Origin of the sequence: Butyricimonas muris, from assembly GCF_046365375.1 — a bacterium.
Taxonomy (GTDB): domain Bacteria; phylum Bacteroidota; class Bacteroidia; order Bacteroidales; family Marinifilaceae; genus Butyricimonas; species Butyricimonas muris.
In genome coordinates, this window is the sequence record NZ_JBKEIT010000003.1 from 87,345 (window position 1) to 114,109 (window position 26,765).

Below are 26,765 nucleotides of genomic sequence, written 5' to 3' on the forward strand. Positions count from 1 at the left end.
CGGGGGAGTGTATATCATTAAATTTGTGGCAGGTCGTGTTGGTAGCATGACCTGTTTTCTTTTATCTACTTGATGTATATGGTATTGCCCTCCTTCCTGCATTTGACCACCCGAGTTTCCTCTATAAAGTTTAGCACCTTGTCTATATCAGCATAGCGGGATACTTCAAGGGTGAACCGACGTTGTTTGGCATTTTCATTTTCAAAGACCACCCGGAACTCGTACCAGCGGGCGAGAGTTTCTATGATTGAGGCAAGGGGTTCCTCGTCGAAGTAGAACATATCCCGTACCCATGCCGTGACTACTCGCGTGTCTACTTTTTTCACCTCTATTAGCGGGTTATCTCGGCTGGTGATGGCTTGTTGTCCCGGACTGATGACCTGAGTGGTAACCTCGTTGCTTACTTCAACCTTACCGTTGACGAGGGTTGTGGCTACTTCTTTTTCCGTGTCATACGCGTTCACGTTGAATGTCGTGCCCAGCACGGCAATCTCTGTCCCTGCCGCGTGGACGATAAATTGTTTGGATGTATCGCGGGTTACTTCAAGATAGGCTTCCCCGCTTAACCACACTTCCCGGGTATCCCCGTTGAACGCTACCGGGTATTTCAAGGTACTTTCCGAGTTCAGTTTCACGACCGTGTTGTCCGCAAGTTTCACGGTGTATTCCCCGTATTTGGGTACAATGATTTTGTGGTAAACGGGAATTTCTTGGAGTGATTCCTGCTCGACAGTCGTGTAGTCAATTTCTTTTTGATTCATCTCGAGAGGGATACTTGCAGTTTGTTTGATAGCGGAATGTTCTTCCCGGTCGAGGGTGATGGTGTTTCCATTCTCGAGCACGAGTTGCACCGAGTTCAGCGGGCGTGGCGTCATGATTTCATCGGCTTTATCCCGCGAATAGAAATGCAGAATACCCGTCGTGAGTAATACTGCCGCGCAGCAGGCGACAGCCGTGTAACTTACCCGACGCCACGTGGCGTATCTTTTCGGGCGTACCCGGTATCTTCGGGTGAAGTCCTGCCACGCTTTCTCGGTGGTTGGCATCCCGTTGTTCCGGGAAGTTTCCGCGTGCAGCAGTTTTTCGTAAAGTTGACGGTTTTCCTCGCTTTGTGCCACCCATGATGCAAGTCGTTGCTCTTCATTCTCCGGTAAAGCCCCCAGTTTGTGCAGGGCAACCAGACGCGCGACTTCGATTCTCTTTATAATTTGTTTTTCCATATTCATTCGTTCTTCTCTTTGAATACGGATGAGGTCGAAAAGCGGGTGAGTCGATTTCTAGATTTTTAATAAATATTTCGCGAAGAATAATATAACGTATTCTTTACCAATAATTTCTCGTAGCTTGGAATACATCTCTTTTTTTAGCGATTTGACCGAATTGATAGAAATACCCAACGTGTCGGCTATTTCTTGGTTCCCCAATCCGTCGAGTGCAAGACGGGCTATTTCAAGACTGCGACCGGTCAATTGTGCAACGGCGGCTTGAACGAAACGTATCATTTCTTGGTTCGTGATTTCATCCAGAAAGAAATCATCGGAGTATAATTTCTCTTTCAATTCATCGACGTCTTCCGTGTTGAATTTTTCGTGCCTCAAGACGTCCATGCAGAGATTCTTGGCCGTGATATAAAGAAAGGCTATGGCATTTTGACGAGAATAAGAATCATCGAGCCGCTCGTACAGTTTGAAGAAGGTTTCTTGAGTCACATCCATGGATTGTTCCCGGTCTTTCAAATAGGTATGACAAAATCCCACCACTGCTTGAAAGTGACTCATGTACAATTCCTTGAACGTGTCTATGCTTTTAATGCCGTTTTCCATGCCTCGTGAGTTGAAAGCACAAATATAATGTTAATATTTTAAAAGTCGAAATATTACAATTTCCCCATTATACTCTTGACCAATAAATACACTCTTGTCCCAATACTTTGAGGCCATCTATCCGTTGGCGATACATCCAATTTTTCGGCTCTTTCTATCGCGATATCAATATGCGGTAGGAGTGCCATAGCGTCATAATCAGACTCGTGATAATGTCCTGTCAAGTCTTTCACGCGCTTCTTCAGCCATGTATCTTGACTGTTTATTTTTTTGTTCACGGATAACTTGTCCAATTGTCCCTTGCTATATAAAGCAATATCTTCCACGTGGAGAAGTAACCATAGTTCAAAACATGGGTTGCTCACGCAGAATCGCAAGTTGCTGTTTTGCGCACAATGTTGTGCCACAGATGAAAGCATTTTGTCCTTCCATTTGTCTTTATCCACGACAATCCACAATTGGTCATCATCTTCTATGTTATATTCAGCCATAAATCTGCGAATCTGTTCGTAAACATTTTCGGGACTCGAATTATTGGAATCCCGGTGCAAAACTTCCACGTGCACGTCTGAGGCGCACAATGAGATTTTCATTGACTCGAAATAAATGTTCTCGGTATTTCTACCTTCAGCCGCGATAACAACCAATCTCGCGGATTTTATCCCTTCCCGTCGTTCAAAGTCTTTTCGTTTTCTCATCGCTTTTTACCATTTTAAACTTTTGATGGGAGCAAAGAATGGAATTGCGCCGTATCTTCCTTGTAGATAGCCTTTACGTATGTCTTCCCTCGGTTTATATTCTGCAAGGGAAGTAAGATGTGATGCACCTTCATGACCTTTTTCTATAAACCACACTTCATCTGCACGAATTAAATCTAAATTCAATAAGTTAGATTCATGGGTAGAAAAAATCAATTGGGTGTCCCGTTCATCGGAAAGATGGTTGAAATAATATTCCAATAACTTTTGCGAAAGCATCGGGTGCATGCTACGGTCTATTTCATCGACTAGATAAACCGATTCATTCAATCGAAGGTCAATCAACATAGGTATGAAATCCAATAAGCGGATGGAACCGTCGGATTCTTCGCTCATCTCAAACGGAACTTCATCATTGTCGGACGTTTTATGGATCGCAGTTTGTTTATATGTAGTTGTTATTCCCTCCGAATCTGTTTCAAAGAAATAAATTGTCGAGTCGGAGGATGATGCTATGACATAATTCTTGTTCGGTTCAGCATCGGACAAAAGGTTATTTATCAGGTCTTTGGGTAAATCTATATCTTCTTTACTCACCTTGATACGGCGTATATCCGTGATGCCCGTGTTGAAATACTCTAACAAGGACTTCGTCGCTGCCGCGAAATCCTTGTCTTTTTCTACGCGAATAGATATACCGTTATAGCGTGAATTTGGGAAGATAATCTTTAAATTTTCTTTCATCCAACGATATACATCATTGACGAGAGGCAATCCTTTCCCGTTTCGTTTGATATATTCGGCGAGAAAACTATCTGTTACAGGCGTACTCTGGCTTATAAATTTCAATAATTGTTGAGTTTCCGCATTACCGTTGACTGGGCCAAACGTGAATTCATTACCCTCTGCTGTAACTTTACGTGTATAAATTTCTCTATCCGTGCGGCTATTAATTTCATAGAGCCATTCTTCCGTGATACCTTTGATTGTAAATTCTACTCCATATGCGAAGAATTTCTTTCCTGCTTTAAATTCCAGTTCGATTTTTGAGGGTAGATTATTCGGTTTGGTCAATTTGAATGGTTCAATATATTTCTTGGGTATACTTGACAAAGCAATTTTTTGTATCATGGAAACGGCCTTGATGATGTTGCTTTTACCGGAAGCGTTAGCACCATAAATAATGCCGGTCTTCAAAACAGAAATACCATCACGTTTTTCCGCTCGGCTAACCTGTTCCCCATGTATTGTACTTTTCCCTGCAACAAAACTAATTTCAGTTTCTTCCTTGAAAGAATATAAATTCTTTATTGTTACTCGTAATATCATAGTTTTGACGAATTATATCAATTTATCATGCAAATATAGCAAAAAGGACAATGTGTTTGGGAATATATTGTCAAATTCTTACAAAATTTTTGTTGGTAAATTACGGTGGGCTATTATTGTGTTGTTTTCTTGCGGGAACTTGCATGGTTTGGCGTTTTTTAGGCATTTTGTTGATGTGGGGTGAATGACATAGAAAAATGACAAGAAAGGCGTAAAATAAAGTAAATAACAGTTATAATATATCTATATTATTTATAGTTGCTTTATAGCATCTCCTATTCAAATCCTATTCAACTCCTATTCAACCTCTATTAAAATAGAAAAATAATAGGATTTAATTAGGAAATGAAAAGGTTATTTTACAAATTAAATAAGAAGGAAATAAATAGTATATTTAATTTTTATATAGGAATACATGCTGTTTTCTTGTTTACCAATTCTCGATAACCGCAATCGGGTCATCACTGTTTCTTTCAGAAATTATCACTACTTTTGCATATGTCATCAATAATTTATTGCTAGTTTCTGGAACCGTTCTTTAAAGAAGAAAAATAGACCAATGAAAGAAGAAAATAAAATTATACTTTATCAAGACGATAACGAAATAACTCGTGTATCTGTGCGTTTTGCCGATGAAGATGTATGGCTGACACAAAATCAGTTGGCAGATATATATTGCACTACGCAAGAAAATGTATCGATGCACATAAGCAACATATATGCGGATCAAGAATTGGATGAAAATCGAACTTATAAGAAATTCTTATTAGTTCGGCAAGAAGGAAAACGTCAGGTAAAACGCAATATTGACCATTACAATCTTGATATGGTTATTGCCCTTGGTTATCGTGTTCAGTCGCAAGTTGCGACTCGCTTCCGTCGTTGGGCAACGCAGCGACTTCATGAATATATCCAAAAGGGTTTTGCAATGGATGATGAACGATTGAAGCAAGGTGGCAATCTATTGCCCATAAAAGAAAAATACTTATCGGCAAAGGTAACATATCACATAAACAGGCTATAGAAAAGGCAGAAAAAGAGTTCGAGATATATCGTAAACGAGAAATGGAATTGCTTGAAAGTGATTTTGATAGAGAGATAAAGAGGTTGAAAGAAAAAAATGATTTTTTTTCGCGAGTTCTTTGTATCTTCGCACGTTGAATAGATTTGAATGAAAATGGAAAAGAAAGGTTTGATAGTTGCCGTGGACGGGCATTCTTCGACGGGAAAAAGTACTGTTTCCAAGATTTTGGCGGCACGTTTAGGATATACTTATATAGATACGGGTGCGATGTACAGGATTGTGACCTTGAGAGCGATGCGGGACGGGTTGATTCGTGATGGCAAGGTGGACGACGAGGGGTTGAAACGAGTACTTCCGTCGATTGTTTTCGGTTTCAAGTATAATGACGAGAAGAAACGTTACGAGTCCTACATGAACGGGGAGTACGTGGAGAAGGCTATCCGGGGACTGGATGTGTCGGATAACGTGAGTCTGGTTGCTTCGTTGCCTTACGTGCGGGAGTTGCTGGTGGAGAAACAGCGGGAAATGGCGAGTGCCGGTGGCGTGATCATGGACGGTCGGGACATCGGTAGCGTGGTGTTTCCGAACGCGGAAGTGAAATTCTTTATGACAGCGAGTCCGGAGGTACGGGCGCGACGTAGGTACGAGGAGTTGAAGGGAAAAGGGGAGCAGGTGACGTACGAGGAAGTGGAAGCGAACGTGCGCAAGCGGGATTATATCGACGAGCACCGGGAAACAGCCCCGTTGGTACGGGTGCCGGATGCCGTGTTGATTGATAATAGCGATATGACGGTGGAGGAGGAAGTAGAAGAAATGATAAAGCTCATTCGTTCACGATATGAAAGTAGAGATTGACGAGAATTCCGGTTTCTGTTTCGGCGTGGTGAACGCTATCGCCAAGGCCGAGGAGGAGTTGCAGCAGGGGGAACTTTATTGCATCGGGGATATCGTTCACAACAATCTGGAGGTGGATCGCTTGAAGGGATTGGGGTTGCGGACAATAGACCACGAGGCGTTTGCCGACTTGCGGGATTGCCGGGTATTGTTTCGGGCGCATGGCGAGCCGCCTAGTTCCTACGCTTTGGCGGAAAAAAATAATATTGAAGTGATAGACGCTTCGTGCCCCGTGGTATTAAATTTGCAGCAGAAAATCAGAGCGGCATACGAACGGGTGAAAGCGAACGGCGGACAGATCGTGATATACGGGAAGCGGGGGCATGCCGAGGTGAACGGGTTGGTAGCGCAGACGAACGGGGAAGCGTTGGTCGTGGAGCGGGAGGAAGATTTGAAAGAGATAGATTTTTCACGATTGGTTATCCTGTTCTCGCAGACGACGAAAAGCCTTGACGGGTTCAAGCGGATCGAGGAGTTGGTGAGAGCGAGTGCCCGCGGCGGCGTGGAGGTGAACGACACGATTTGCCGCAAGGTGGCAAACCGAATCCCGCAGTTGAGGGAGTTTGCGGTGCGACACGACGTGGTGCTGTTCGTGAGCGGGGAGAAGAGTTCTAACGGCAAACAGTTGTTTGCCGTGTGTCGGGAAGCGAATCCGAGAACCTATTTCGTGCAAGGTGTAGCTGATTTGAGCGATGAGATGTTCGAGGGGGCGGAAAGCGTGGGAATCAGTGGAGCTACATCGACACCGAGATGGGTGATGGAAGAGATAAAGAATGCAGTGATTTAAGATTTATGATTTAAGATTTATGATTTACGATTTGTGATTGTAAATTTTGGATTGAAATAGAGCAAGTAAGAATATAAATTGATTGATTGTAATTGGCATTTTCAATTTTCAACTTTCAATTTTCAATTGAATGATTATGGGAAAGATTAAAAGAATAGGTGTTTTGACCTCCGGGGGGGATGCTCCGGGGATGAATGCCGCTATTCGGGCGGTGGTGAGAGCGGCGATTTTTAATGGCTGTGAGGCATACGGGATTTATGACGGTTACGAGGGGTTGATCGAGGGAAACATGAAAAGACTGGAATCTCATGACGTGAGTAATATCATACAACGCGGGGGAACGATCTTGAAGACAGCCCGGAGTGCTGAATTCCGCACGGTGGAAGGACGTGCAAAGGCTTACGAGCAGATGAAACAGAACGGGTTGGACGCGTTGGTGGTGATTGGTGGAGATGGTACGTTCTCCGGCGCCCGCTTGTTGTGTCAAGAGCATAACGTGCCTGTCGTGGGGGTTCCCGGTACGATAGACAACGACCTGTACGGTACGGATTACACGATCGGCTACGATACGGCGGTGAATACCGTGGTGGATGCTGTTGATAAAATACGCGACACGGCGAGTTCCCACAACCGCTTGTTCTTTATCGAGGTGATGGGACGAGATGCCGGGTTTATTGCCTTGCGTTCGGCTGTTGCCACGGGTGCGGAAGCGGTGTTGGTGCCGGAGATTGAAACGGACGTGAATGATTTGGACAAGTTTTTGGAACATGATTATAAACCTCATAAGTCGAGTGGTATCGTGATCGTGGCAGAGGGTGACAAGTCGGGAGGAGCTTACACGATCGCGGATAAGATATCCAAGAAGCACCCGGAGTATGACGTGCGGGTGACCGTGTTGGGGCATATTCAACGAGGTGGTTCTCCTTCGGCATTCGACCGCGTGATGGCAAGCACGTTGGGCGTGGCGGCGGTAGATGCTTTGCTGGACGACCAGACCAGTATCATGGTGGGTATCATGAACAAGGACACCGTGCATGTGCCGTTCAATAAGGCGATTAAAAATTCCAAACCGTTGAATCATAATTTGTTGGGGTTGACGGAAATCTTATCAATTTAGTGATTTATGATTTTAGATTTAAGATTAAACTCCTCCGTCAGCTACGCTGCCAAGTGAGCCCGAGAGCCGGTCTCGAACCAGCTCCCGCTCGGCAAACCGAGAGCAAGCTCTCTTTCTGCCCTCGCTTACTTGCTGGTTTCCTCTATAAACAGAGGATGAGTTGGTGATTTAAATCATAAATCGTAAATCATAAATCGTAAATCATAAATTATTTTGCAGTTCGCTGACGTCATCATCCCTTTGGGAGTGGAGAATTTTTTTACTTATTCGGTACCGACGGAATACGAGGGAACGGTAGCGGTAGGGGGGCTTGTTGTCGTTTCGTTCGTGAAGAATAAGCGTTACACGGGGGTTGTTTACGCGTTGCATTCCAACCCGCCCGTGGGATTCGAGGCACGTCCGATAGAGCGGGTGATAGAGGAGGGATTCGCTCTTTCCGCTTCTCATTTGAAGTTTTTGTTGTGGTTGAGCGAATATTATATGGCTCCGCCGGGAGAGGTGACACGGGCGGCGTTGCCTGTCGCCATGCGTTTGGAGAGTTACACGAGTCTTTGTCTTGCCGCGGATTGGCAGGAAGATGGAACGGGGGGGGTAGAATTGAGTCCGATGGAACGGGAGGTGATCGGGGTATTCCGGCAGAACGGGGAAATTTGCATGGCGGAGGTGGAAAAGTTATTGCGACGGAAAGACGTGTACGTGGCGGTGCGTTCGTTGTTGGAGCAAGGGATTATTCAAGTGAAAGAGTCCGTGGATGATTTGTTCAAACCTAAATTGGAACGGTTGGTGCGTTGGGCGAGAGCGTTTTCGGGGGAAGAGTTGGGGGAGATTATGGATTCGTTGAAACGGGCGAAGGCGCAACAGAAAATGTTGTGTGACTGGATTATGTATTGCGACGAGCATCACACGGATTCGTTGCCTAAGGCGGAGTTTACCGGCGTGATCGGTAATTCGACGGCGGCGTTGAAGGGATTGTGCGAGAGGGGGGTGCTGGAAGTCGCGACAATAGAGGTAAGCCGTTTGGATAGCACGGGGGAGGAGGTGCAGGAGATGCATGCCTTGTCGGGAGAGCAGGAACGGGCGTTGGAACAAGCGCGGGGGCATTTCAAGGAGAGGGACTGCGTGTTGTTGCAAGGGGTGACTTCCTCGGGAAAGACGGAGGTGTATATACATTTAATAGAGGAAACGATTCGGCAGGGGAAGCAAGTGTTGTATCTTTTGCCGGAGATTGCTTTGACGGTACAGATCGTGAAACGGTTGAGGCGGGTGTTCGGCGACCGGGTGGGGGTATACCATTCGGGAATGACGGACAGTGCCCGTGCCGAGATGTGGCGCAGGCAGAACGGGGAGAATCCTTATCCCGTGGTACTCGGGGTACGTTCTTCTATTTTCCTGCCTTACCGGGATTTGGGATTGGTTATTATCGACGAGGAGCACGAGGCTTCTTACAAGCAGAAAGAACCCGCTCCCCGTTATCATGGCAGGGATGCGGCTATCATGCTCGGCAAGATGAACGGGGCGAAGATATTGCTGGGTTCTGCCACGCCTTCGTTCGAGAGTTACCAGAATGCCATGAGCGGTAAATACGGTTTCGTGGAGCTGACCACCCGTTTCGGGGAGGTCATGATGCCCGAATTGATGTTCGTGGACGTGAAAGAATATCGCCGGAAGAAAATGATGAAAGGGAGTTTTACTCCCGTGTTGTACGAGGAGATGAAGCGGGTGCTGGAGAGGGGTATGCAGGTAATTCTGTTCCAGAATAGGCGGGGGTATTCCACTTTTTTGCAGTGTAACCATTGCGGGGCTATTTTAAAATGCAAGCATTGTGATGTAAGCATGACTTATTATCGTTTCCGGAATACGCTGAATTGCCATTATTGCGGGAGCCTGCGTCCGGTGCCGACTGTTTGCGAGGAGTGCGGTCAGGGACATTACGTGAATCGCACGCCGGGGACGGAGCGAATCGAGGAGGAGGTGAAACAGTATTTCCCGGAGGCACGCGTGGCACGCATGGATTTGGAGGTGATGAGCAACAAGGTGAAATTTCGTGCTTTGATTGAAGAGTTCGAGGCGGGGAATCTGGATATATTGATCGGGACGCAAATGGTTTCGAAGGGGTTGGATTTCGAGCGGGTGAAATTGGTGGGAGTTATGGATGCCGACAGTTTGGTCAGTTTTCCCGATTTCCGAGCCGAGGAACGGGCTTACGATATGTTGATGCAGGTAAGTGGTCGTAGCGGTCGGAAAGGGGAACAAGGAAAAGTGGTTATTCAAGTTGCCGACCGGGAGAACCGGGTGTACCGGTTGGTGGAAAAAGGGAGTTTCCACGGGTTCTATTCTTTCTTGTCACGGGAACGGGAGATGTTTCATTATCCGCCCTTTTCCCGGTTAATCCAGATAGAATTAAGGCACGTGAACGAGTATTCTTTGCGTAATGCCGCGAATGAATTAGCCCGAAAGTTACGGGAACGATTGGAACGTCGGGTATGCGGTCCGGCGGAGCCGGAAGTGGCAAGGGTGCGGAAAATGTACCGTATACAAGTGCTGATCAAGGCGGAGCAGGGACTTTCGTTGTCGAAATTGAAGACTTTTATTCGGCAGAAGTGTGACGAGTTATTGAAAGGGGAGTCCGGCAAGGGATTGAAAGTTTATTTTGACGTGGATCCATTATAATCTGAAGGCAAATAGGCAGATTTCTACTTATTGTTAAGTGAACGGAAGGGAGAATTGAGCTGATTTTTGAAGTTTGATTGTTAATTAATGTGCTAGTAGAACAAGTCAAATGTTAAAAATATAATCGTATATCGGTAATAATCCGTAATTTAAGACGAGATTAGAAATTATTTGGGAAAACCTTAAAATTTGCATTAACATTATTTAGTATCCTTGATTTTAACATTTGCCGGAATAATACCTATTTTTGGAAAAACAGAAACGAGGGAAGAGAAGTAAAAAAAACTCTTTTCCGTGAAGTTTGAAACCGAGGTGATAATTTTGACGTTAAAATGTAGTATTAATAAATCAAATATAAAAATCAATGATATGAATACGGTTGATATCAAAGCATTGAACGAGCGCATACAACAAGAGAGTTCTTTTGTCGATATGATTACGATGGAGATGAACAAGGTGATTGTAGGACAGAAACATCTTGTGGAGGGACTTATGATCGGTATGCTTTCTAACGGGCATATTTTGTTGGAAGGTGTTCCGGGGTTGGCGAAAACCTTGGCGATTAATACCCTTGCCAATATTATTAACGCTAAATTCAGTCGAATCCAGTTTACCCCGGACTTGTTGCCTGCCGACGTGGTGGGTACGATGATTTACTCCCAGAAGAAAGAGGAGTTCGTGGTGAAGAAAGGTCCGATTTTCGCTAACTTTATTCTGGCGGATGAGATTAACCGTGCCCCGGCAAAAGTGCAATCCGCTTTGTTGGAAGCGATGCAGGAGCGTCAGGTAACGATAGGCGATATGACTTATAAACTGGATGAGCCTTTCTTGGTAATGGCAACACAGAACCCGATAGAGCAAGAGGGTACTTATCCGCTGCCGGAAGCTCAAGTTGACCGTTTCATGTTGAAAGTGGTGATTGATTACCCGAAGAAAGACGAAGAGAAACTAATCGTTCGGCAGAATCTGGAAAAGACGTTCCCGGTAGCCAATACCATTTTGCAACCGGAGGATATTTTGCGTGCCCGTGAGGTCGTGAAAGAAGTTTATCTGGACGAGAAGATCGAGAAATATATCGTGGATATCGTGTTCGCTACCCGTTACCCGCAAGAACACGGTTTGGAGAAATTTGTTTCCATGATCGCTTACGGTGCTTCACCTCGTGCAAGTATCAGTTTGGCGAAAGCGGCTCAAGCTTACGCGTTTATCAAACGCCGCGGGTACGTGATTCCGGAGGATGTTCGTGCCGTTTGTCACGACGTGTTACGCCACCGTATCGGGTTGAGTTACGAGGCAGAAGCCAATAGCCTGACCAGCGAGGACATTATCAGCGAGATTTTGAACACGGTTGAAGTACCTTAGAAATTGAAAATTGAAAATTGAAAATTGAAAATGACATGTTTTCAATCTGAGATTTTCAATTTGATGGCGAGAGAGTTTAGAATTGAGTTAGAATTTAGAGTGAAAAAGCGTTAGTCTTGTGCGGTTGGAATCTAAAATCTAAAATCTATAAATCTAAAATTATTAAGGTGGAGACTTCAGATTTATTAAAACGTGTTAGGCAGATCGAGATAAAGACGCGGGGGTTGTCAAGCAATATCTTTGCCGGCGAGTACCACACGGCTTTCAAGGGACGGGGTATGACCTTCAGCGAGGTGCGGGCGTACCAGTACGGGGATGATATCCGCAGTATAGACTGGAACGTGACCGCCCGTTACAATCATCCTTACGTGAAGATATTCGAGGAGGAGCGCGAATTGACGGTGATGTTGCTGATTGACGTGAGTGCCTCGCGTAATTTCGGAACGGTTTCGAAATTGAAGAAGAATCAGATCACGGAGATCGCTGCCGTGTTAGCATTCTCGGCTATCCAGAATAACGATAAGATCGGGGTAATCTTTTTCTCGGATCAGATAGAGAAGTTTATCCCGCCCAAAAAAGGACGTACGCATATCCTGCATATTATCCGCGAACTGGTGGATTTCTACCCGGAACGCAAGCAGACCAATATCGCGATGGCTTTGCAATACTTGACGAACGCAATCAAAAAGCGTTGTACTTGTTTTCTGATTTCCGATTTTATGGATGAACATGATTTTGAACATCCTTTGATTATCGCGAACAAAAAGCATGATGTCGTGGCTTTGCAATTGTATGATCGTCGGGAAAAGGTGTTGCCGCCGGTGGGGTTAATGTACTTGACGGATGCCGAAACGGGAGAGAGCGTGTGGGTGGATACTTCCGACAAGAAGGTTCGTGATCAATTCGAGGCGTACGCTTTGGAACGGGATAAAGAACTGGACAGGATATTCAAACATTCCGGGGTGGATATGGCATCTATCAGCGCGGATGAAGATTACGTGAGATCATTGATAGCATTGTTCAAGAGAAGAGGGGCTGGGTATTAATTGAAACTGAAAATGGAGAATTGAAAATGAAAAATAGGGTTGTTCTATTCGTAATATTGCTACTGTACGGTATCGGGGGATTGAAAGCTCAAAGCCGGGAATATGCGGCGGAGCTTGATACCAATTATATCATGATCGGTGACCAGATCAATTTCAGAATGAAGGTAAAGGCTGAACCGGGATTGAAGATCGTGTTTCCTCAATTGAAAGACACTCTGGCAAAAGGTGTGGAAATTATTTCCGGACCTGTTCGGGATTCTATCAAAGAGAAAGACGGACGGATACTCGTGCAGGAAAGTTACGTGATCACGTCTTTCGATTCGGGAGTGTTCATGATTCCGCCTATGCCTATCGAGATACAGCAGGAAAGTTATAACAACACGCTACGAACCGACCCGTTGGAGTTGATAGTGAATACTTTCGTGGTCGATCCGCAGAAAGGGAATTTCGACATCGTGATGCCTTTGGCTGCCCCGTGGACGTTCGCGGAGATACTGCCTTATTTATTATGGACTCTATTGGGTGTCGTGGTAATCCTGTTGATAATTTGGATTATCAAGGTGCGGAAATCACGCAAGTCACTCTTCGGGCACGAGAAACCGGCTATACCGCCTTACGTGCTTGCCATGAAGGCTTTGGAGGAGATCAAGAAGGAGAAGTTATGGCAAAGTGGTAAGACAAAAGAATATTACACGCAGTTGACCGATACGATTCGGAACTATTTGGACGGTGAGTTGGGTATTTCGGCGATGGAGCAAACTTCTTTCGAGACTTTACAGTCTTTGGAGAAGTGCGAAAAGGTGAATGCCAAACAGCGGGATAAGTTGGCGGATATGTTCGAAACTGCCGATTACGTGAAGTTCGCCAAGGCGGAACCGTTACAGGACGAGAACGTGCGTAACTTGGATATCGCTTATGATTTCGTGCAGGAAACGAATGACACGATCCGGGAAGAGAAAGAAAAAGAACGTCTGGAACGAGAGTTGAAAGAGCAACAGGAGAGAGAGGCGGCGGAAAAAGCAGCGGCGGAAGCGGCAAAGAGTGAAGAGGAGAAAAAGAATTAATTTACAATTTATGATTTTTGATTTATGATTCTCAGAATCTAAAATCAAGAAATCTAAAATTTAAAATAGAGAATATGTTTGGATATGAATTTGCAAACCCCGAATACTTTTGGTTATTGTTGGTACTGGTGCCAATGATTATCTGGTATATTTTTAAGGAGAAGCAGTCGCATGCCGATATGAAATTTTCTTCTATTCGGGTGTTCAAGCTGATGAAACGGGGAAACCGGATTTGGTTGCGTCACCTGTTGTTTGTGGCTCGGGTGTTCGCTATCGTTTTTCTGGTATTTGCTTTAGCCAGACCACAGTCCAGTTCGAGTTGGCAAACGTATAATAGTGAAGGTATAGATATCATGTTGGCATTGGATATTTCCGGTAGTATGTTGGCTCGGGACTTTACTCCCGACCGATTGGAAGCCGCGAAAGAAGTTGCCACGAAGTTCATACTGGAACGTCCCCAAGACCGGATCGGGTTGGTGGTATTCAGTGGAGAGAGTTTCACGCAGAGTCCCTTGACGACGGATCATGCGGTGTTGGTCAACGTGATGAAAGATATTGAAAGCGGGATGATCGAGGACGGAACGGCTATCGGTCTGGGATTGGCAAATGCCGTGAATCGTTTGAAAGACAGCAAAGCGAAATCCAAGGTGGTTATTCTTTTGACCGACGGTATCAATAACCGGGGGGCTATTGCACCGATGACGGCGGCGGAATTGGCGAAGACCTTCGGTATCCGGGTGTACACGATAGGTGTCGGTTCGCTGGGAGAGGCTCCTTATCCCGTGCAAACTCCTTTCGGCGTGCAGTTACAACGGATGCCGGTGGAGATTGACGAAGATATTTTGACTCAGATAGCCGATATGACCGGAGGTAAGTATTTCCGTGCCACGGATAACAAGAAACTGGAGCAGATATATAAGGAAATAGATCAATTGGAGAAAAGCAAAGTGGAGGTGAAGCATTTCAGCCGCAAGAACGAACACTTCTTCTATTTTGCCTTGATTGGAGCTTTATTGCTGATACTGGAAGCGTTAGGCAGATACACGTTATTGAGGAAAATTCCTTGATTTTAAATTTTAGATTTTAGATTTTAAATTTGGAAATGCAGGTTTAATCTAAGGTCTGAAAGTGAAAATGAAAATATAGAGATTGGAGAGGGACATGGAAAGTCATCAATCTAAAATCTAAAATTATTAAATCTAAAATTGAAAGGGTTATGTTTAGGTTTGCACATCCTGATTTATTATACTTACTGTTAGTAATTCCTTTGCTGATCGTGTTTTACGTGGTGGCTAGGATACGCAAGAAAAAGGCGATAGCGGAATTTGGGAATCCGGAATTGTTGGCAACGTTGATGCCTCTGCAATCGCCCAAGCGGGCGACGTGGAAATTCGTGATGGTATTGTTCGCGTTGTTCTTTGTTATTCTTGGAGTTGCCGCACCCCAATTCGGTTCCAAGTTACAACAAGTAAAGAAAGAAGGTGTCGAATTGATTATCGCGTTGGATGTGTCCAATTCCATGCTGGCACAGGATATAAAGCCCAGCCGGTTGGATGCGGCTAAACAGGCTATTTCCCGTATGGTGGAGAAATTGAGCGACGATAAGGTCGGGTTGATCGTGTTCGCCGGGGATGCATACGTGCAACTGCCGATCACGACGGATTATTCTTCTGCTAAATTATTCTTGTCGGGTATCAATACGGACATCGTTCCGATTCAAGGAACGGCGATCGGGACAGCGATAGATCTGGCAGCCAAGTCATTTACCCCGGACACGGAAGCGTCGAAAGCCATTATCGTGATCACGGACGGGGAGAATCACGAGGATGATGCTGTCGCGGCGGCAAAGGCGGCCCGGGAGAAAGGGATTTACGTCCACACGATCGGGATGGGATTGGCGCAAGGTGCTCCGGTTCCCGAAAAGGGTAACCCCGGTCAGTACATGAGAGACGGGAGCGGCAATCCGGTGATCTCCAAGTTGGATGAAGATATGTTGAAAGCGATTGCCAAAGCGGGGGAAGGTATTTTCGTCCGTGCAAGTAATTCTAACGTGGGATTGAACACGTTGCTGGACGAGATAAACCGGATGGATAAGACTTTGCTGGAAGAACGGGTTTTTGCAGATTACGCCGATAAGTACCAGTATTTTTTGATTATGGCTTTGATTTTCGTGTTATTGGATTTCATGATATTGGGACGCAAGAACAAAAACTTCTTGAAAATTAATATCTTCGGTACGGAAGAAAAGCGTGTTGAAAGTAAACATTAAAATGAGCGTGTTATGATGAAAGTTTTAATGACAATGATATTCGCGGTGCTGGTAAGTTTGCCGGTATGGGCGCAACAGGAACGGAAATTTATTCGCGGAGGAAATGATTTGTTTAAAGATCAGGATTTCGAGAAAGCGGAGGTGGAATATCGTAAGGCGTTGGACATGGAGGTGAAGTCTTACGAGGGAGCCTTTAATCTGGGAGATGCTTTGTACAAGCAAAAGAAATATGACGAAGCCTTGCAGCAATTCCAATCTTTGGCTCAAAACGAAAAGAACAAGGAAAAACTGGGCGAGTTGTACCACAATATCGGAAATACCCTTTTGTCCATGAATAAGTTGGACGAGAGTATCGAGGCTTACAAGCAATCGCTGAGGAATCGTCCTAATTCTCAAGAAACCAAATATAATCTGGAATTTGCCCGCAAGATGAAGCAGGAACAAGAAAACCAAGACCAGAACAAGGATCAAAACAAGGATCAGAATAAAGACCAGAACCAAGACCAAAATAAGGATCAGAATCAAGATCAACAAAACAAGGATCAACAGGATCAAAATAAAGATCAACAGGATAAAGATCAAAACAAAGATCAGCAAGACCAGAATAAGGAGCAACAAAATAAAGACCAGCAAAACAAAGATCAGCAGGATAAGAAGGAGCAGCAACAACAGCAGCAGCAACCTAAAATATCCAAAGAGGATGCCGAGCGTTTGCTGGAGGCTTTAGGGGAAGACGAGAAGAAGACGCAGGAAAAAGTACAAAAAGATAAAGCTCAGGCACAGAAAGCGAAAAAGATGAAGATTGAAAAGAATTGGTAACTTTGCGGTACGTGTCAAAGGGTATAACAGAATAAAAAGAATAAACAAAGATGAGGTCATTAATTATAGCATTATTGTTATGTGTTATAGGGGGGACAAAGGTATTTGCCCAAAAGACGACATTCGAGGTTTCGGCACCTTCCGTGGTGGAAGTCGGGGAGCAATTCAGACTTTCCTACACGTTGAACAAGCAAGGTGAGAATTTGCAGGTTCCGACGTTAAAAGGATTCGATCTGCTGGCAGGTCCCTCGTTAAGTACTTCGATGAGTTTCTCCAATATAAACGGTAAAATGGAGCAAAGCTCACAGTTTACTTACACGTACGTGTTGGAGGCACGGGAGGAGGGTGAATACACGATAGAGCCTGCGACAATCACCATTGACGGAAAGGAACATAAATCAGAGGCTATAAAAATTAAGGTAATCAAAGGCTCCGGGAACACTCAAGGAAACACGAATGGCGGAAACCGGGGAACCACTCAACAGCGGGAAGAGCGGGGGAGTGCTTCAATAAAGAAAGATGATTTGTTTTTGAAGGTAGAAGTATCCCGTAAGTCTTTGTACGTGGGCGAGAGCTTGGAATTGACATTGAAAGTGTATTCCCGTGTGAATCTGGCGGATTTGCAATGGAAGAAGATTCCCGCTTTTGACGGATTCATGACCGAGGAGAAAAAGATACAACAGATCAGGTTGAACCGGGAAGAGTATAATGGTAAGATTTACGATCAGGCGGGAGTATTACAGCAATTGATTCTGTTCCCGCAACACGCCGGAACTTTGACGATCGACCCGTATGAGATTGTTTGTTTGATTCGGCAGCGTACCACGGGGCGCTCCGGTAGTATATTTGACGATTTCTTCGGAGGATACCGGGATGTGCGGGTACTCTGCGAGAGTGATCCGGTAAATATTACCGTGAAGAGTTTGCCGGAAACCGGGAAGCCTCTGGGCTTTAGCGGTATGGTCGGGACTCTTTCCATGAACACGTCGATATCTACCGATACATTGCGGGCAAATGACGCGTTGACTTATAAAGTGGTTTTGCGGGGGAACGGGAATATGAAATTATTGAACGCGCCCAAGATTAATTTCCCGCACGACTTTGACGTGTATGATCCGAAGATCACGAAAGATGTTACCGGGACTTCCGGGACGGTTACTTACGAGTACATCGTGATACCCCGTTACGCGGGTGAATACAAGATTCCTGCCGTGCAATATTCTTATTTCGATCCGAAGTCGAGTACCTACAAGATGCTGAAAGGGGATGAATACACGATTCGTGTGGCGAAAGGGAATGAGGCAAGTTCCAACGCGGGAGAAGCGGCATTACAGTCGTTCAAAAAAGAAGATGTACGCGTGTTGGGACAGGATATCCGTTATATCAAGTCCGGTAAGAGTGACTTGCGTCCGAAAGGGATACAGTATTTCGCGACGATGTCCTATTGGTTGAGTTTTATCATACCTTTCGTGTTGTTTGTGATCGGAATGATACTGAACCGTCGCCGGATTAAAGCGAATGCCGATTTGGTACGCGTGAAGAGTAAGACGGCAAACAAAATGGCTCAGAAGCGTTTGAGAGCTGCCGCGGTTGCCATGAGAGCGGGTAATTCCGAACTATTCTATCAAGAAGTTTTGAACGCAATGTGGGGATACGTCAGCTATAAATTGAATATAGCGGCTTCCGAATTGAACCGGGATAATATTAACGATCATTTGACTCGTCGAGGGGCAGATGCGGCTTTGATACAGGGATTTATAGATGTACTTGATCATTGTGAATATGCCCGTTACGCTCCCGGGGCGAACCAAGGGGAGGAAATGGATAAGGTATACAAGGATAGTATATCCATTATCACGAAGTTGGATAAAGCGATTTAGGCAATTGAAAATGTACAATTGAAAATTGAAAATGATGAAGAAGGTATATATAATTTTGGTTTTGCTGTTATCCGGTATTGTTGCGTTTGCCACTGATACCAAGGCTTTGGAAGACGAGGCGACAAAGATGTATCAAGAAGGGAATTACCAGAAAGCGATAGATTTGTATAACGAGATTCTGGCTGATGACATGGAGTCGGCTTCCGTGTATTATAACTTGGGAAACTGTTATTACAAGTTGGGAGAGATCGCTCTGTCCATTTTGAATTACGAACGGGCTTTATTGCTCAACCCCGGGGATAAAGACGCCAAGTATAATCTAAAACTGGCACAACAGGCCACGGTGGATAATATCAAGGTTCTGCCGGAATTGTTTCTTGTACGTTGGTATAATGCGTTCGTGACCGCTTTCACGGCTGATCTGTGGGCTTATATTTCCGTGGCTCTTTTTATCGGTTTTCTGATCATGGCGGCATTGTTTTTCTACGCGACATCCGTTTCTTTAAAGAAGAGTTGGTTTACTGTGGGAGTGATCCTGCTGCTCATGTCGATCATGACGATATTTTTTGCCTCGAAACAATATCATCGTATGACCAACAGGGATAGCGGTATAATCATGACTCCTAGCGTGGTGGTACGCGGTGCTCCCGACAGTAGCGGAACGGAATTGTTTGTCGTCCACGAGGGATTGAAAGTACAGGTTCTCGGTTCTTTGGGCGAATGGTACAACGTGCGTCTGGCCGACGGAAACGAGGGATGGGTTACTAAAGCCGATTTGGAAAAGATATAGAGATAACTGCTTTCAGCAAAAGGATTGTTCATTTATTCTGAACAATCCTTTTTTTAACCCAAAAAAAGGATTACCTTTGGTCGATATGTACGGCGTTAAATATTTATTATGAAATCATTTCTTTTTCTTTTATTAGTTTCTTTTTCTTTGAATACCTTTTCGCAAGAAATTACAGAAGAGAATTTTCGGAAGGCGGATAGTTTGATTTGGTTAGAGTATGAGCGTGCAATGGACTTTATCGATTCGTGTCGCAAAGTATGTCCGGGAATAGAAGATCAATTGGGAGAGCAAAGTAAACGGGTTTATACTATTGCTGCACGTAAAAATGTAGATAATGCCATTCGGTTCGCTGCGACACCGAGTGGATTGCAACGTTTGTTGTGGGTACGGGGGGATGTATCGAAAGATACTTTATTGTCAATACTAAAAGGATTACCGCTTGAGATGCAAAATTCACCTTATGGGAAAAGTCTTTTAATGCATATTAATACAAACCAAATACAGGAATTGGATCATTGTTATGATTTCAAGGCTACAACGGTGGACGGTAAAGAATTTTCACTTGCTTCTTTGCGAGGGAAGAGGGTTTTATTTATTTATGATGGATTGGGATGCATGGGGCAAGGAGGAAGAGATTATTTGAATAATCTGTTTCAAAGTACTTCTCGTGATGATTTAGAGATTGTCGTGTATGGAAGTGTGTTTAATTTAGAGGAACTTGTGGAAATGAAGGTACGCTATCCTTTTGACTATATTTTTGTTTCGGATTTTCTGAAAGACCATAGTCCTATCAAAATTATTTATGGTACACAAGCTATGCCGACTTGTTTTCTCATCGATAGGGAAGGTATCGTTAGATTGAAATCCGAGGGGTTGGATACGGAAAGACTAGATAAATTATTAAGAGATTGATTTTTTCTCTTGTATTGGTTGATTTATTGGAACGTTTGTTTTTTAGCTGACGAGCCAAGATTTGAATTCGGAAGCTTTGTTTTTGCTGATATATATGCGTTCGGGGACTTCCGTGTCGAGGGTAACGAGTAGACGGTTGTCGAACCAGATGGTGATGTTCGTGACGCTGTCTTTTGCCACGATGAATTGTTTATTTGCCCGGGTGAAACGTGCCGGGTCGAGAGTGGTGATGATCTGTTCCAGTGTTTTGGAATAAGGGTATTTGTTTCCGTCTTTCAAGTAGATGCAGGTGTTTTTGTCTGTCGTGTAGAAGCAGGCGACGTCACGCAGGTTGACGGGGAGTAGCTTGTCCTTGTGTGGAATTAATAATCGATCTTGGTATTTCGGGGATACAGTGAGTTGGGTTAGTTGTGCGAGGTATTGCACGATGTCTTGGCGGGTGAGTTTACTGTATTTGTCGAGAGCATGGCGGATGTCTTCGACTTTTACCGGTTTCAACAGGTAGTCGATGCTGTTTACGCGGAAAGCCTCGATGGCGTACTGGTCGTAGGCAGTGGTGAAAACAATCGGGGTTTCCACGGTGATTTTGTCGAAGATGGCGAATGCAGAGCCGTCGGAGAGGTGGATGTCCATGAAGATCAGGTCGGGTGACAGGTTGGATTGCAGCCAGTGGACGGTTTGCGTGACACTTTCCGTATTACCGGCGATCCGGATACCGGAGTTTACACTCGTGATGATGTCGGCGAGGTTCTCGTAAGCGGCGGTTTCGTCTTCTACAATCAATACTCTCATGGCAATGTCATTTTAATGGGAGGCAGACACGGAATGTCTCGTTATCTTGTTCTACCCGGATATGTTGATTCATTAATAATTCAAAGCGTTTTCTAAGATTATTGAGTCCCGTTCCGTTTGTGTCGGGCGGGGTTAATTTCGGGTACACGGGATTGGTGATAACCAGTTCCCCGTTTTCGGTAAGATGGATGGAGATCGTCATTTTGTACTCGCTGTCGATGCGGTTGTGCACGATAACGTTTTCCACTATCGGGAGCAGGGAGAGTACCGGTAGTACCAGCGTGTCTTTCTGTCGTTCATCCACGTCGATGGAGAATACCAGTTTGTTGGCGAAACGTACCTCCATGACATACCGGAAGGATTGTATGAATTCGAGTTCCTCGCGCAGGGAAACGAGTCCCTTGTGATCGCTTTGCAGGATATAGCGGAAGATGTCCGACAATTGATTGACGTAGGTCAATGTTTTTTCATCATCTTTTTTGCGGATGAGGGAGGATATGCCGTTCAACGAGTTGAAGAAGAAGTGCGGGTTGATCTGGTTTGCGAGGGCGTCACAGCGGCTTTGCAGGTTCTCGAAGCGCAAGCGCTCTATTTCGTTCTCTTTTTCACGCTGTTTAGAGTAGAGCATGGAGATATATCCGACCACGGTACACAGGACACAGGTCACGGAGAACTGGGAGATCAGCGTGCTACCCCGGAAGTCCGTGCGGATGCCGAAACGGGATACCGTGTACGAAATTCCCAAAAAGACGAGGTAAACAGCCAGCGTGACGAGAAAGGTACGTCCCAAACGCTGACGGAATGCTGCCGTGGGTAACGTTCGTAGGTTGTAGCGTATCAACCAAGCTATCAACCCCCAGAAGAATAATAAACGGTAAATGAAGTAGGTGAAATACAGCGGGTAACTCTCTGCCGGCATCATGTTGATTTCCCACGGAAGGCAGGAGAGGTTGGGATATATGATGAAAATCGCACTGATCAGACTGATTAGCGGCAGTTTTCGGGATATGTAGAGGTCAAAAGCATCCATAGTCATATTTTTTGTCGTTACAAAGAAAAAGAAAATAATTGAACCTTGCTCTTTCGGGAGAAGTAAAACGAAAAAAGAGGGAGGGAAAGCGAAAAAGGTTCGCCTGCAACTTGCAACTCGCCGCAGGCGAACTAATTGTTGTTTCTGAAATATTCGATCATTTCGCTCGTGAGGCTGATGTCCGATTCGTTGGCGGGGATTTCCCGGCGGGGGAACCATTCAGCGACGGCGAGTTCGTCTTTGTCTAGGGTGATGTGGTCATTTCCCTCGACTTCTGCGAAGAAGCCCATGAGTAGGGTGTCGGAGAATGCCCAAGGTTGACTTTTGTAGTATTTGAGGTTTTTGACGTGCAGGCCGACTTCTTCCATGACTTCCCGGCGTACGGTTTCTTCCACGGATTCGCCTATTTCGGTGAATCCGGCGAGGAGGGCGTATCTCGTGTATTCGCGGTTGGCGTATTTGGATAACAGTATTTTGTCGCCGTTCGTGACGGCAACGATCACGGCGGGCATGATCTTGGGGTATTCCATGTTCCCGCATTTTTCACAATGCATCATGCGTTCTTTGTCGTGGGCAGACATTTTTGCCCCGCAATGACTGCAAAAACGATGGTTGTCGTACCACTTGTGCAAGCTGTAAGCGGTGATTCCGGCGAAAGCGGAATGACGGGGAAAGGCTTTTCTGAACACGGAGATATCGACTAAACGGAACTCGCCTTGTTCCTCGGCAGGTCGGTCTATCCAATAGAATCGGTCATCATCTATGGAGAACAGGTAGGTGGCGGATTGGAAAAGTGTGTCCGTGTCACCTCTCAACTCGCTGAAGCGGGGGAAACGTATGGCACCGTTTTGCTCGTGCAGGAGAACTTTACGGTTATTGAAACAGAGGGCGAAGTCTGTTGTTTCCGGTTTGCGATTGGAATAGGCGTTCGAGAATGTATGTGGTGCGATGTCCTGTATCATGGTGTTATACGCTGAGTTTTGAATAACTATTTATAGGGGACAAAGGTAGGATAAAAAGAGAGGATGTCAAAAGTACAACAGACTTTTGACATCCTCTCTTTTTATGCGATTTTAAACTACTTTACAATATCGTAGTCGATGCCTTCGACGTAGTAAATGACGTAGGCGTCTTTGTTGTTTTTCTTCATCCATTTGCGCATTTTGAGGATGCTGTTTTTCTCGGAATCGCAGTGAGCCTCATCTTTTTCACCTTTGGCTTCTTCTTCTTTCAGTTCTTTTTCCCATTTGTCGATGTATTCTTTCGAGAAGCGTTGTTCTTTAAGAACACCGGTTACTGCGATCTCGGAATTGACTAATTCCCGGTTGAAGGATTTGATGTTACCACCGACTTCTACGCGGATCGTGGTTTCGTCCGTGGGGTCGGAGATGAAGCAACGGCGTCCGGAGTGGGAGCAGGTGTGCTTCACGGGGCCTTGGAAGACAATGGTGTCATTGACACGTTGGTCAGCCACGGCGAGGAGATCATTGACTTTTAATGCTTTCTCGGTGATGCTCGTGGTTTGCTTTTGTGCATCGGCTTGGGTGTTCTTGGGTTTGCTTTTGCATGAAACGATAGAACAAGCGGCGATGCCGGTAGCGATGATTATAAGTGTTGATTTCTTCATGATGATATAATTTAGTTTTTAATTCTTGCTATAAGGCAAACGGTGATAAAACCCGCTACGCCCGTGAACAGGGAGATGGCGGCTGCCGTGTATTTCGCGTAAGGTTTTTGACGGCGGTAGAGGGCGAGTGTTATGATCGCCAGCAAAGCGCCGAGTCCTAGGGCTGTGAAATGGTAAGCCGATACGCGGGGATAGATGTAGCTGTTGGAGCTGTCGCCGAACCCCACGGTAAAGGGAAAGAGGTAAGGAGATACCTTGTCCCACGTCGAGGGAGTGGCGGGGCGATAGAGGTCTGCCACTTGCTTCATCGTGCCGTTTTCCAAGGCATAGGTGTATTCGCCCGAGGGTGATTCCTTGACAACTGTCCAATAGAACATATTTGCCATGACGGATACGCGGTCGATGTCCGGGTTGATGCCTTCCAGTACCTTCACGAGGCGGTAACCGTCGGTGGAGAGATAATAGAGGGTGCCGTCCGTGTCGTAAAGGAAGCCGTAGAGGCTCCGGTTTTCCATTTCCTTGGGGAACATGGCGAGCGTTTTGATGCTTGTGCCGACTTTCGTGTCCTTGACGAAAGGTTTGCCGTTTGTCATCTTCACGTGGAAGAGGTTATCTCGGTTGTCGAGCACGAAATAACCTTCGTCGTATGATTTCATACTGGAGGGGATGCCCGCCACCCATTGTGCGGGTGCAGAGAATCCGGCTGCATCGAGGGCTTGCTGGAAGCGGGCGGATTTCTCTTCGTTCACCCGGTTCGTTTCCATGTCGATAAATTCGATACGCTCTTTCAGACGGAACATGTCGTCGGGGTTTTCGAGGTCTACTTTCCCGGAACATGACTCGAACATGGGGTATAGTTCGATCACGGGTGTGTTTTTGTCCTTGGGCTTGTACCAGAAGAAAAAGTTATTGCGCGCGATCGCCTGTAAATCCACGGAAACCCCTTGAATGGAGTCGGGCAAGGCGTTTTCCATTGCCAATTGCCGGTAGTAGAACATGGGGAGTACCCGGTTGAATTCGGCGTCCGTGTACGAGTTGCCGTCGAGGTCCTTGCCCATGAGGCGTTCGTCAGCGGGATCGATGTAACAGAATTGGTTAATCACGGAACTGTAATACGTGAACGGGTAACGGACAGAGGAGTCCGTGGTGAGTTGCACGAGTGACGGGATGATCCATGATAAAAGGAATATGGAAAGCCCGATATATAGTATCTTTATTTTCATGTTTTCTTGATGTTTGATCGTTATTGCATGCCCTGTTTGAATCGGCGGATGGATATCTTCGGAAACAGGAACAGGATTATGATTGCCCCGCACAGGTAGGGAAGCATGGGGGTAAACGCTCCCGGTACGCCTTCCGTGATGAAGAGCGAGAGGAGGAGCAGGGCGATAATCGCGTTGCAGATGCGCTGTAACCACGTGGGTTCGAGTATAATCCAAGCGGTGAGCAGGTAGGCTGCCAGACCTGCCAGCATGTGCGGGAGTGTGGTAGAGAACCATGCCCCGATGACTTCACGGGGGAAGTTGAGGGATAGTCCCCAGAGAAAACAACCGTAGCAGACGGCGAAGGCGAGGAGTAACGCTGTAAACCCGTACGCCAGCATCAAGAAGATGATACGGTTTTCGCCCAAGGGGAGATGCAAGGTCAGTTTGAAGCGTTTCTTTACCATTTCCGGTATGAATTGCGCTATGCCGAGGATGATGCCCGCCAGCAGGGGAAACATTTTCAATTGATCGAGAAGTACAACGTTCTTCTGGATAAATACTTCCCAGAGGTGGGGTATACCCACGTTGCGGGAGGCGCTGGATATACGCAGGGCGATGTATGCCATGCCCAACGCGAATACCGCGAAGATGAGCAGGAGTATCCAGCGGGTTTTGATCCACTCTTTAAAAAGTAGTGCTTTATTCATGATCTTGATGTCGTTTTAGTGATTAATATTTCCCGGTCAACCCGATGAACGCGTCTTCTAGGGTTAGTTCTTCCATCTGCAAGCCGGGGAGTTCCGTTCCTCGCGGGACGAGTATTTCCCGGACTTTGTCGGCGGGTTCGAAAGAATAAGTTGTCCACAAGCCGTTGACTTTCTCCGTGTTCCACAGGGCGTCGTGTTTCGCGGGGGATTGCCCGTCAGGAAGCGAGAAACGGAAACGGTGGAAGTTATCCATGATTTCGCGTGTCGGTTTGTGTATCAACAAGCGCCCGTAGTCGAGGATGATACAGTCGTCGATCAGGAGTTCCATGTCTTGAATGATATGCGACGTGAGGAAGATGGTCTTGTCGCCTTTTGCGGCGAAGTCTTTGAGGTATTCGACAAAGAGGCGGCGATAACCGGGATCGAGTCCCATGGAGAAGTCATCGAGGATGAGCAGTTCCGGGTCTTGGGCGAAAAGAAGTCCCAGTGCCACTTGCGAACGCTGACCGCATGACATGTGGTTGATCTTCTGGTGAGGAACCACGTTCAGTTTCTCCATGAGTTCGTAGAATGCCTCTTTTTTCCAGTTGGGAAAGAAGGCGCTGTAATATTTTTCAATCTGTTCTATCGTGAAATAAGAATGTTGGACGTGTCCTTCCAGCAATAACCCGATTTTAGCTTTAGTGGCGGGAGTGAGGTGGTTCATGTTTTCCCCGAGGAGAAAACACTCTCCCGACCGGGGTTGTAGGTAACCGTTGAGGATGTTGATGATCGTGGTTTTCCCGGTACCGTTTTTCCCGAGTAATCCCAACACCTTTCCTTTCTCGACGTCGAAACTCAAGTTCTCGTAAATGAGTTTCTCGCCGTAGTAGTGGGTGATGTTTTTACATTCAATGACTTTTTCCATGTAGTTGTTGTTG

24 protein-coding genes and 1 pseudogene are annotated in these 26,765 nt (G+C 45.7%); 14 read left to right on the forward strand and 11 right to left on the reverse strand.

Annotation, left to right across the window (positions count from 1 at the left end; all coding sequences use genetic code 11):
• Positions 1–65: 65 nt before the first annotated feature.
• Genes ACK8P8_RS05700 through ACK8P8_RS05715 form a run of 4 tightly spaced genes read right to left on the reverse strand, consistent with a single transcriptional unit; the run spans position 66 to position 3,850 of the window.
• On the reverse strand, positions 66–1,220 hold the full coding sequence (locus ACK8P8_RS05700) for a FecR family protein (RefSeq protein WP_369860940.1): 1,155 nt from the start codon (positions 1,218–1,220) through the stop codon (positions 66–68).
• A gap of 57 nt (positions 1,221–1,277) precedes the next feature.
• Positions 1,278–1,823: an RNA polymerase sigma factor gene (locus ACK8P8_RS05705; RefSeq protein WP_369860941.1), complete on the reverse strand. Its 546-nt coding sequence runs from the start codon at positions 1,821–1,823 to the stop codon at positions 1,278–1,280.
• Positions 1,824–1,876: 53 nt separating this feature from the next.
• The gene (locus ACK8P8_RS05710; protein WP_369860942.1) at positions 1,877–2,521 is read right to left on the reverse strand and encodes an RloB family protein; all 645 of its coding nucleotides are present in this window, start codon (positions 2,519–2,521) and stop codon (positions 1,877–1,879) included.
• A gap of 6 nt (positions 2,522–2,527) precedes the next feature.
• Positions 2,528–3,850: an AAA family ATPase gene (locus ACK8P8_RS05715; RefSeq protein WP_369860943.1), complete on the reverse strand. Its 1,323-nt coding sequence runs from the start codon at positions 3,848–3,850 to the stop codon at positions 2,528–2,530.
• A gap of 559 nt (positions 3,851–4,409) precedes the next feature.
• Between ACK8P8_RS05715 and ACK8P8_RS05720 the strand changes: the two are divergent.
• The 14 genes and pseudogenes from ACK8P8_RS05720 (at position 4,410) to ACK8P8_RS05785 (ending at position 20,484) form a co-directional block, all read left to right on the forward strand.
• Positions 4,410–5,011, forward strand: a pseudogene (locus ACK8P8_RS05720) (virulence RhuM family protein).
• A 16-nt stretch (positions 5,012–5,027) separates the two neighbouring features.
• Positions 5,028–5,729: a (d)CMP kinase gene (cmk, locus tag ACK8P8_RS05725; protein WP_099292031.1), complete on the forward strand. Its 702-nt coding sequence runs from the start codon at positions 5,028–5,030 to the stop codon at positions 5,727–5,729.
• Positions 5,713–6,555, forward strand: a complete 843-nt coding sequence (locus ACK8P8_RS05730) for a 4-hydroxy-3-methylbut-2-enyl diphosphate reductase (protein WP_369860944.1) — start codon at positions 5,713–5,715, stop codon at positions 6,553–6,555. Before cmk ends, ACK8P8_RS05730 begins: the two co-directional genes overlap by 17 nt.
• 136 nt (positions 6,556–6,691) lie before the next feature.
• On the forward strand, positions 6,692–7,672 hold the full coding sequence (gene pfkA / locus ACK8P8_RS05735; protein ID WP_099294467.1) for a 6-phosphofructokinase: 981 nt from the start codon (positions 6,692–6,694) through the stop codon (positions 7,670–7,672).
• 213 nt (positions 7,673–7,885) lie between these two features.
• The gene (gene priA, locus ACK8P8_RS05740; RefSeq protein ID WP_369860945.1) at positions 7,886–10,342 is read left to right on the forward strand and encodes a replication restart helicase PriA; all 2,457 of its coding nucleotides are present in this window, start codon (positions 7,886–7,888) and stop codon (positions 10,340–10,342) included.
• A gap of 369 nt (positions 10,343–10,711) precedes the next feature.
• Positions 10,712–11,704, forward strand: a complete 993-nt coding sequence (locus ACK8P8_RS05745; protein ID WP_099292034.1) for an AAA family ATPase — start codon at positions 10,712–10,714, stop codon at positions 11,702–11,704.
• Positions 11,705–11,871: 167 nt separating this feature from the next.
• Complete coding sequence (locus ACK8P8_RS05750; protein ID WP_099292035.1) at positions 11,872–12,750, forward strand: DUF58 domain-containing protein; 879 nt, start codon at positions 11,872–11,874, stop codon at positions 12,748–12,750.
• A 26-nt stretch (positions 12,751–12,776) separates the two neighbouring features.
• Positions 12,777–13,814: a BatD family protein gene (locus ACK8P8_RS05755; RefSeq protein WP_227215227.1), complete on the forward strand. Its 1,038-nt coding sequence runs from the start codon at positions 12,777–12,779 to the stop codon at positions 13,812–13,814.
• 74 nt (positions 13,815–13,888) lie between these two features.
• Entirely contained in the window at positions 13,889–14,881 is a 993-nt protein-coding gene (locus tag ACK8P8_RS05760; RefSeq protein ID WP_303178352.1) for a vWA domain-containing protein, read from the forward strand.
• Positions 14,882–15,030: 149 nt separating this feature from the next.
• Positions 15,031–16,083, forward strand: coding sequence for a VWA domain-containing protein (locus ACK8P8_RS05765; protein WP_099292037.1), 1,053 nt, complete (start codon positions 15,031–15,033; stop codon positions 16,081–16,083).
• A gap of 12 nt (positions 16,084–16,095) precedes the next feature.
• Complete coding sequence (locus tag ACK8P8_RS05770; RefSeq protein ID WP_369860946.1) at positions 16,096–16,902, forward strand: tetratricopeptide repeat protein; 807 nt, start codon at positions 16,096–16,098, stop codon at positions 16,900–16,902.
• A gap of 50 nt (positions 16,903–16,952) precedes the next feature.
• Entirely contained in the window at positions 16,953–18,782 is a 1,830-nt protein-coding gene (locus ACK8P8_RS05775) for a BatD family protein (RefSeq protein ID WP_227215231.1), read from the forward strand.
• Between the two features lie 31 nt (positions 18,783–18,813).
• Positions 18,814–19,572: a tetratricopeptide repeat protein gene (locus ACK8P8_RS05780; RefSeq protein WP_099292039.1), complete on the forward strand. Its 759-nt coding sequence runs from the start codon at positions 18,814–18,816 to the stop codon at positions 19,570–19,572.
• 108 nt (positions 19,573–19,680) lie between these two features.
• Positions 19,681–20,484, forward strand: coding sequence for a peroxiredoxin family protein (locus tag ACK8P8_RS05785; RefSeq protein WP_369860947.1), 804 nt, complete (start codon positions 19,681–19,683; stop codon positions 20,482–20,484).
• Between the two features lie 42 nt (positions 20,485–20,526).
• Here the strand turns inward: ACK8P8_RS05785 and ACK8P8_RS05790 are convergent, their stop codons facing one another.
• From ACK8P8_RS05790 to ACK8P8_RS05820, 7 genes are all read right to left on the reverse strand, one after another.
• Complete coding sequence (locus tag ACK8P8_RS05790) at positions 20,527–21,276, reverse strand: LytR/AlgR family response regulator transcription factor (RefSeq protein WP_369860948.1); 750 nt, start codon at positions 21,274–21,276, stop codon at positions 20,527–20,529.
• A gap of 7 nt (positions 21,277–21,283) precedes the next feature.
• The gene (locus ACK8P8_RS05795; RefSeq protein ID WP_369860949.1) at positions 21,284–22,306 is read right to left on the reverse strand and encodes a sensor histidine kinase; all 1,023 of its coding nucleotides are present in this window, start codon (positions 22,304–22,306) and stop codon (positions 21,284–21,286) included.
• A 131-nt stretch (positions 22,307–22,437) separates the two neighbouring features.
• Positions 22,438–23,268, reverse strand: a complete 831-nt coding sequence (gene nudC / locus ACK8P8_RS05800; RefSeq protein ID WP_369860950.1) for an NAD(+) diphosphatase — start codon at positions 23,266–23,268, stop codon at positions 22,438–22,440.
• 116 nt (positions 23,269–23,384) lie between these two features.
• Entirely contained in the window at positions 23,385–23,933 is a 549-nt protein-coding gene (locus ACK8P8_RS05805; RefSeq protein ID WP_369860951.1) for a hypothetical protein, read from the reverse strand.
• An 11-nt stretch (positions 23,934–23,944) separates the two neighbouring features.
• On the reverse strand, positions 23,945–25,156 hold the full coding sequence (locus ACK8P8_RS05810; RefSeq protein WP_369860952.1) for a DUF4857 domain-containing protein: 1,212 nt from the start codon (positions 25,154–25,156) through the stop codon (positions 23,945–23,947).
• A 20-nt stretch (positions 25,157–25,176) separates the two neighbouring features.
• Positions 25,177–25,845, reverse strand: a complete 669-nt coding sequence (locus ACK8P8_RS05815; RefSeq protein WP_303178338.1) for a hypothetical protein — start codon at positions 25,843–25,845, stop codon at positions 25,177–25,179.
• 22 nt (positions 25,846–25,867) lie between these two features.
• Positions 25,868–26,752 (reverse strand): ABC transporter ATP-binding protein, encoded by an 885-nt coding sequence (locus ACK8P8_RS05820; RefSeq protein WP_303178337.1) that lies wholly within the window; start codon positions 26,750–26,752, stop codon positions 25,868–25,870.
• Positions 26,753–26,765: the final 13 nt, after the last annotated feature.

Coding starts and splice junctions, on each gene's coding strand:
- ACK8P8_RS05700 (WP_369860940.1), bottom strand. CDS start 1,220: ATGGAAAAACAAATTATAAAGAGAATCGAAGTCGCGCGTCTGGTTGCC.
- ACK8P8_RS05705 (WP_369860941.1), bottom strand. CDS start 1,823: ATGGAAAACGGCATTAAAAGCATAGACACGTTCAAGGAATTGTACATG.
- ACK8P8_RS05710 (WP_369860942.1), bottom strand. CDS start 2,521: ATGAGAAAACGAAAAGACTTTGAACGACGGGAAGGGATAAAATCCGCG.
- ACK8P8_RS05715 (WP_369860943.1), bottom strand. CDS start 3,850: ATGATATTACGAGTAACAATAAAGAATTTATATTCTTTCAAGGAAGAA.
- cmk (WP_099292031.1), top strand. CDS start 5,028: ATGGAAAAGAAAGGTTTGATAGTTGCCGTGGACGGGCATTCTTCGACG.
- ACK8P8_RS05730 (WP_369860944.1), top strand. CDS start 5,713: ATGAAAGTAGAGATTGACGAGAATTCCGGTTTCTGTTTCGGCGTGGTG.
- pfkA (WP_099294467.1), top strand. CDS start 6,692: ATGGGAAAGATTAAAAGAATAGGTGTTTTGACCTCCGGGGGGGATGCT.
- ACK8P8_RS05745 (WP_099292034.1), top strand. CDS start 10,712: ATGAATACGGTTGATATCAAAGCATTGAACGAGCGCATACAACAAGAG.
- ACK8P8_RS05755 (WP_227215227.1), top strand. CDS start 12,777: ATGAAAAATAGGGTTGTTCTATTCGTAATATTGCTACTGTACGGTATC.
- ACK8P8_RS05760 (WP_303178352.1), top strand. CDS start 13,889: ATGTTTGGATATGAATTTGCAAACCCCGAATACTTTTGGTTATTGTTG.
- ACK8P8_RS05765 (WP_099292037.1), top strand. CDS start 15,031: ATGTTTAGGTTTGCACATCCTGATTTATTATACTTACTGTTAGTAATT.
- ACK8P8_RS05770 (WP_369860946.1), top strand. CDS start 16,096: ATGATGAAAGTTTTAATGACAATGATATTCGCGGTGCTGGTAAGTTTG.
- ACK8P8_RS05775 (WP_227215231.1), top strand. CDS start 16,953: ATGAGGTCATTAATTATAGCATTATTGTTATGTGTTATAGGGGGGACA.
- ACK8P8_RS05780 (WP_099292039.1), top strand. CDS start 18,814: ATGATGAAGAAGGTATATATAATTTTGGTTTTGCTGTTATCCGGTATT.
- ACK8P8_RS05785 (WP_369860947.1), top strand. CDS start 19,681: ATGAAATCATTTCTTTTTCTTTTATTAGTTTCTTTTTCTTTGAATACC.
- ACK8P8_RS05790 (WP_369860948.1), bottom strand. CDS start 21,276: ATGAGAGTATTGATTGTAGAAGACGAAACCGCCGCTTACGAGAACCTC.
- ACK8P8_RS05795 (WP_369860949.1), bottom strand. CDS start 22,306: ATGGATGCTTTTGACCTCTACATATCCCGAAAACTGCCGCTAATCAGT.
- nudC (WP_369860950.1), bottom strand. CDS start 23,268: ATGATACAGGACATCGCACCACATACATTCTCGAACGCCTATTCCAAT.
- ACK8P8_RS05805 (WP_369860951.1), bottom strand. CDS start 23,933: ATGAAGAAATCAACACTTATAATCATCGCTACCGGCATCGCCGCTTGT.
- ACK8P8_RS05810 (WP_369860952.1), bottom strand. CDS start 25,156: ATGAAAATAAAGATACTATATATCGGGCTTTCCATATTCCTTTTATCA.
- ACK8P8_RS05815 (WP_303178338.1), bottom strand. CDS start 25,845: ATGAATAAAGCACTACTTTTTAAAGAGTGGATCAAAACCCGCTGGATA.
- ACK8P8_RS05820 (WP_303178337.1), bottom strand. CDS start 26,752: ATGGAAAAAGTCATTGAATGTAAAAACATCACCCACTACTACGGCGAG.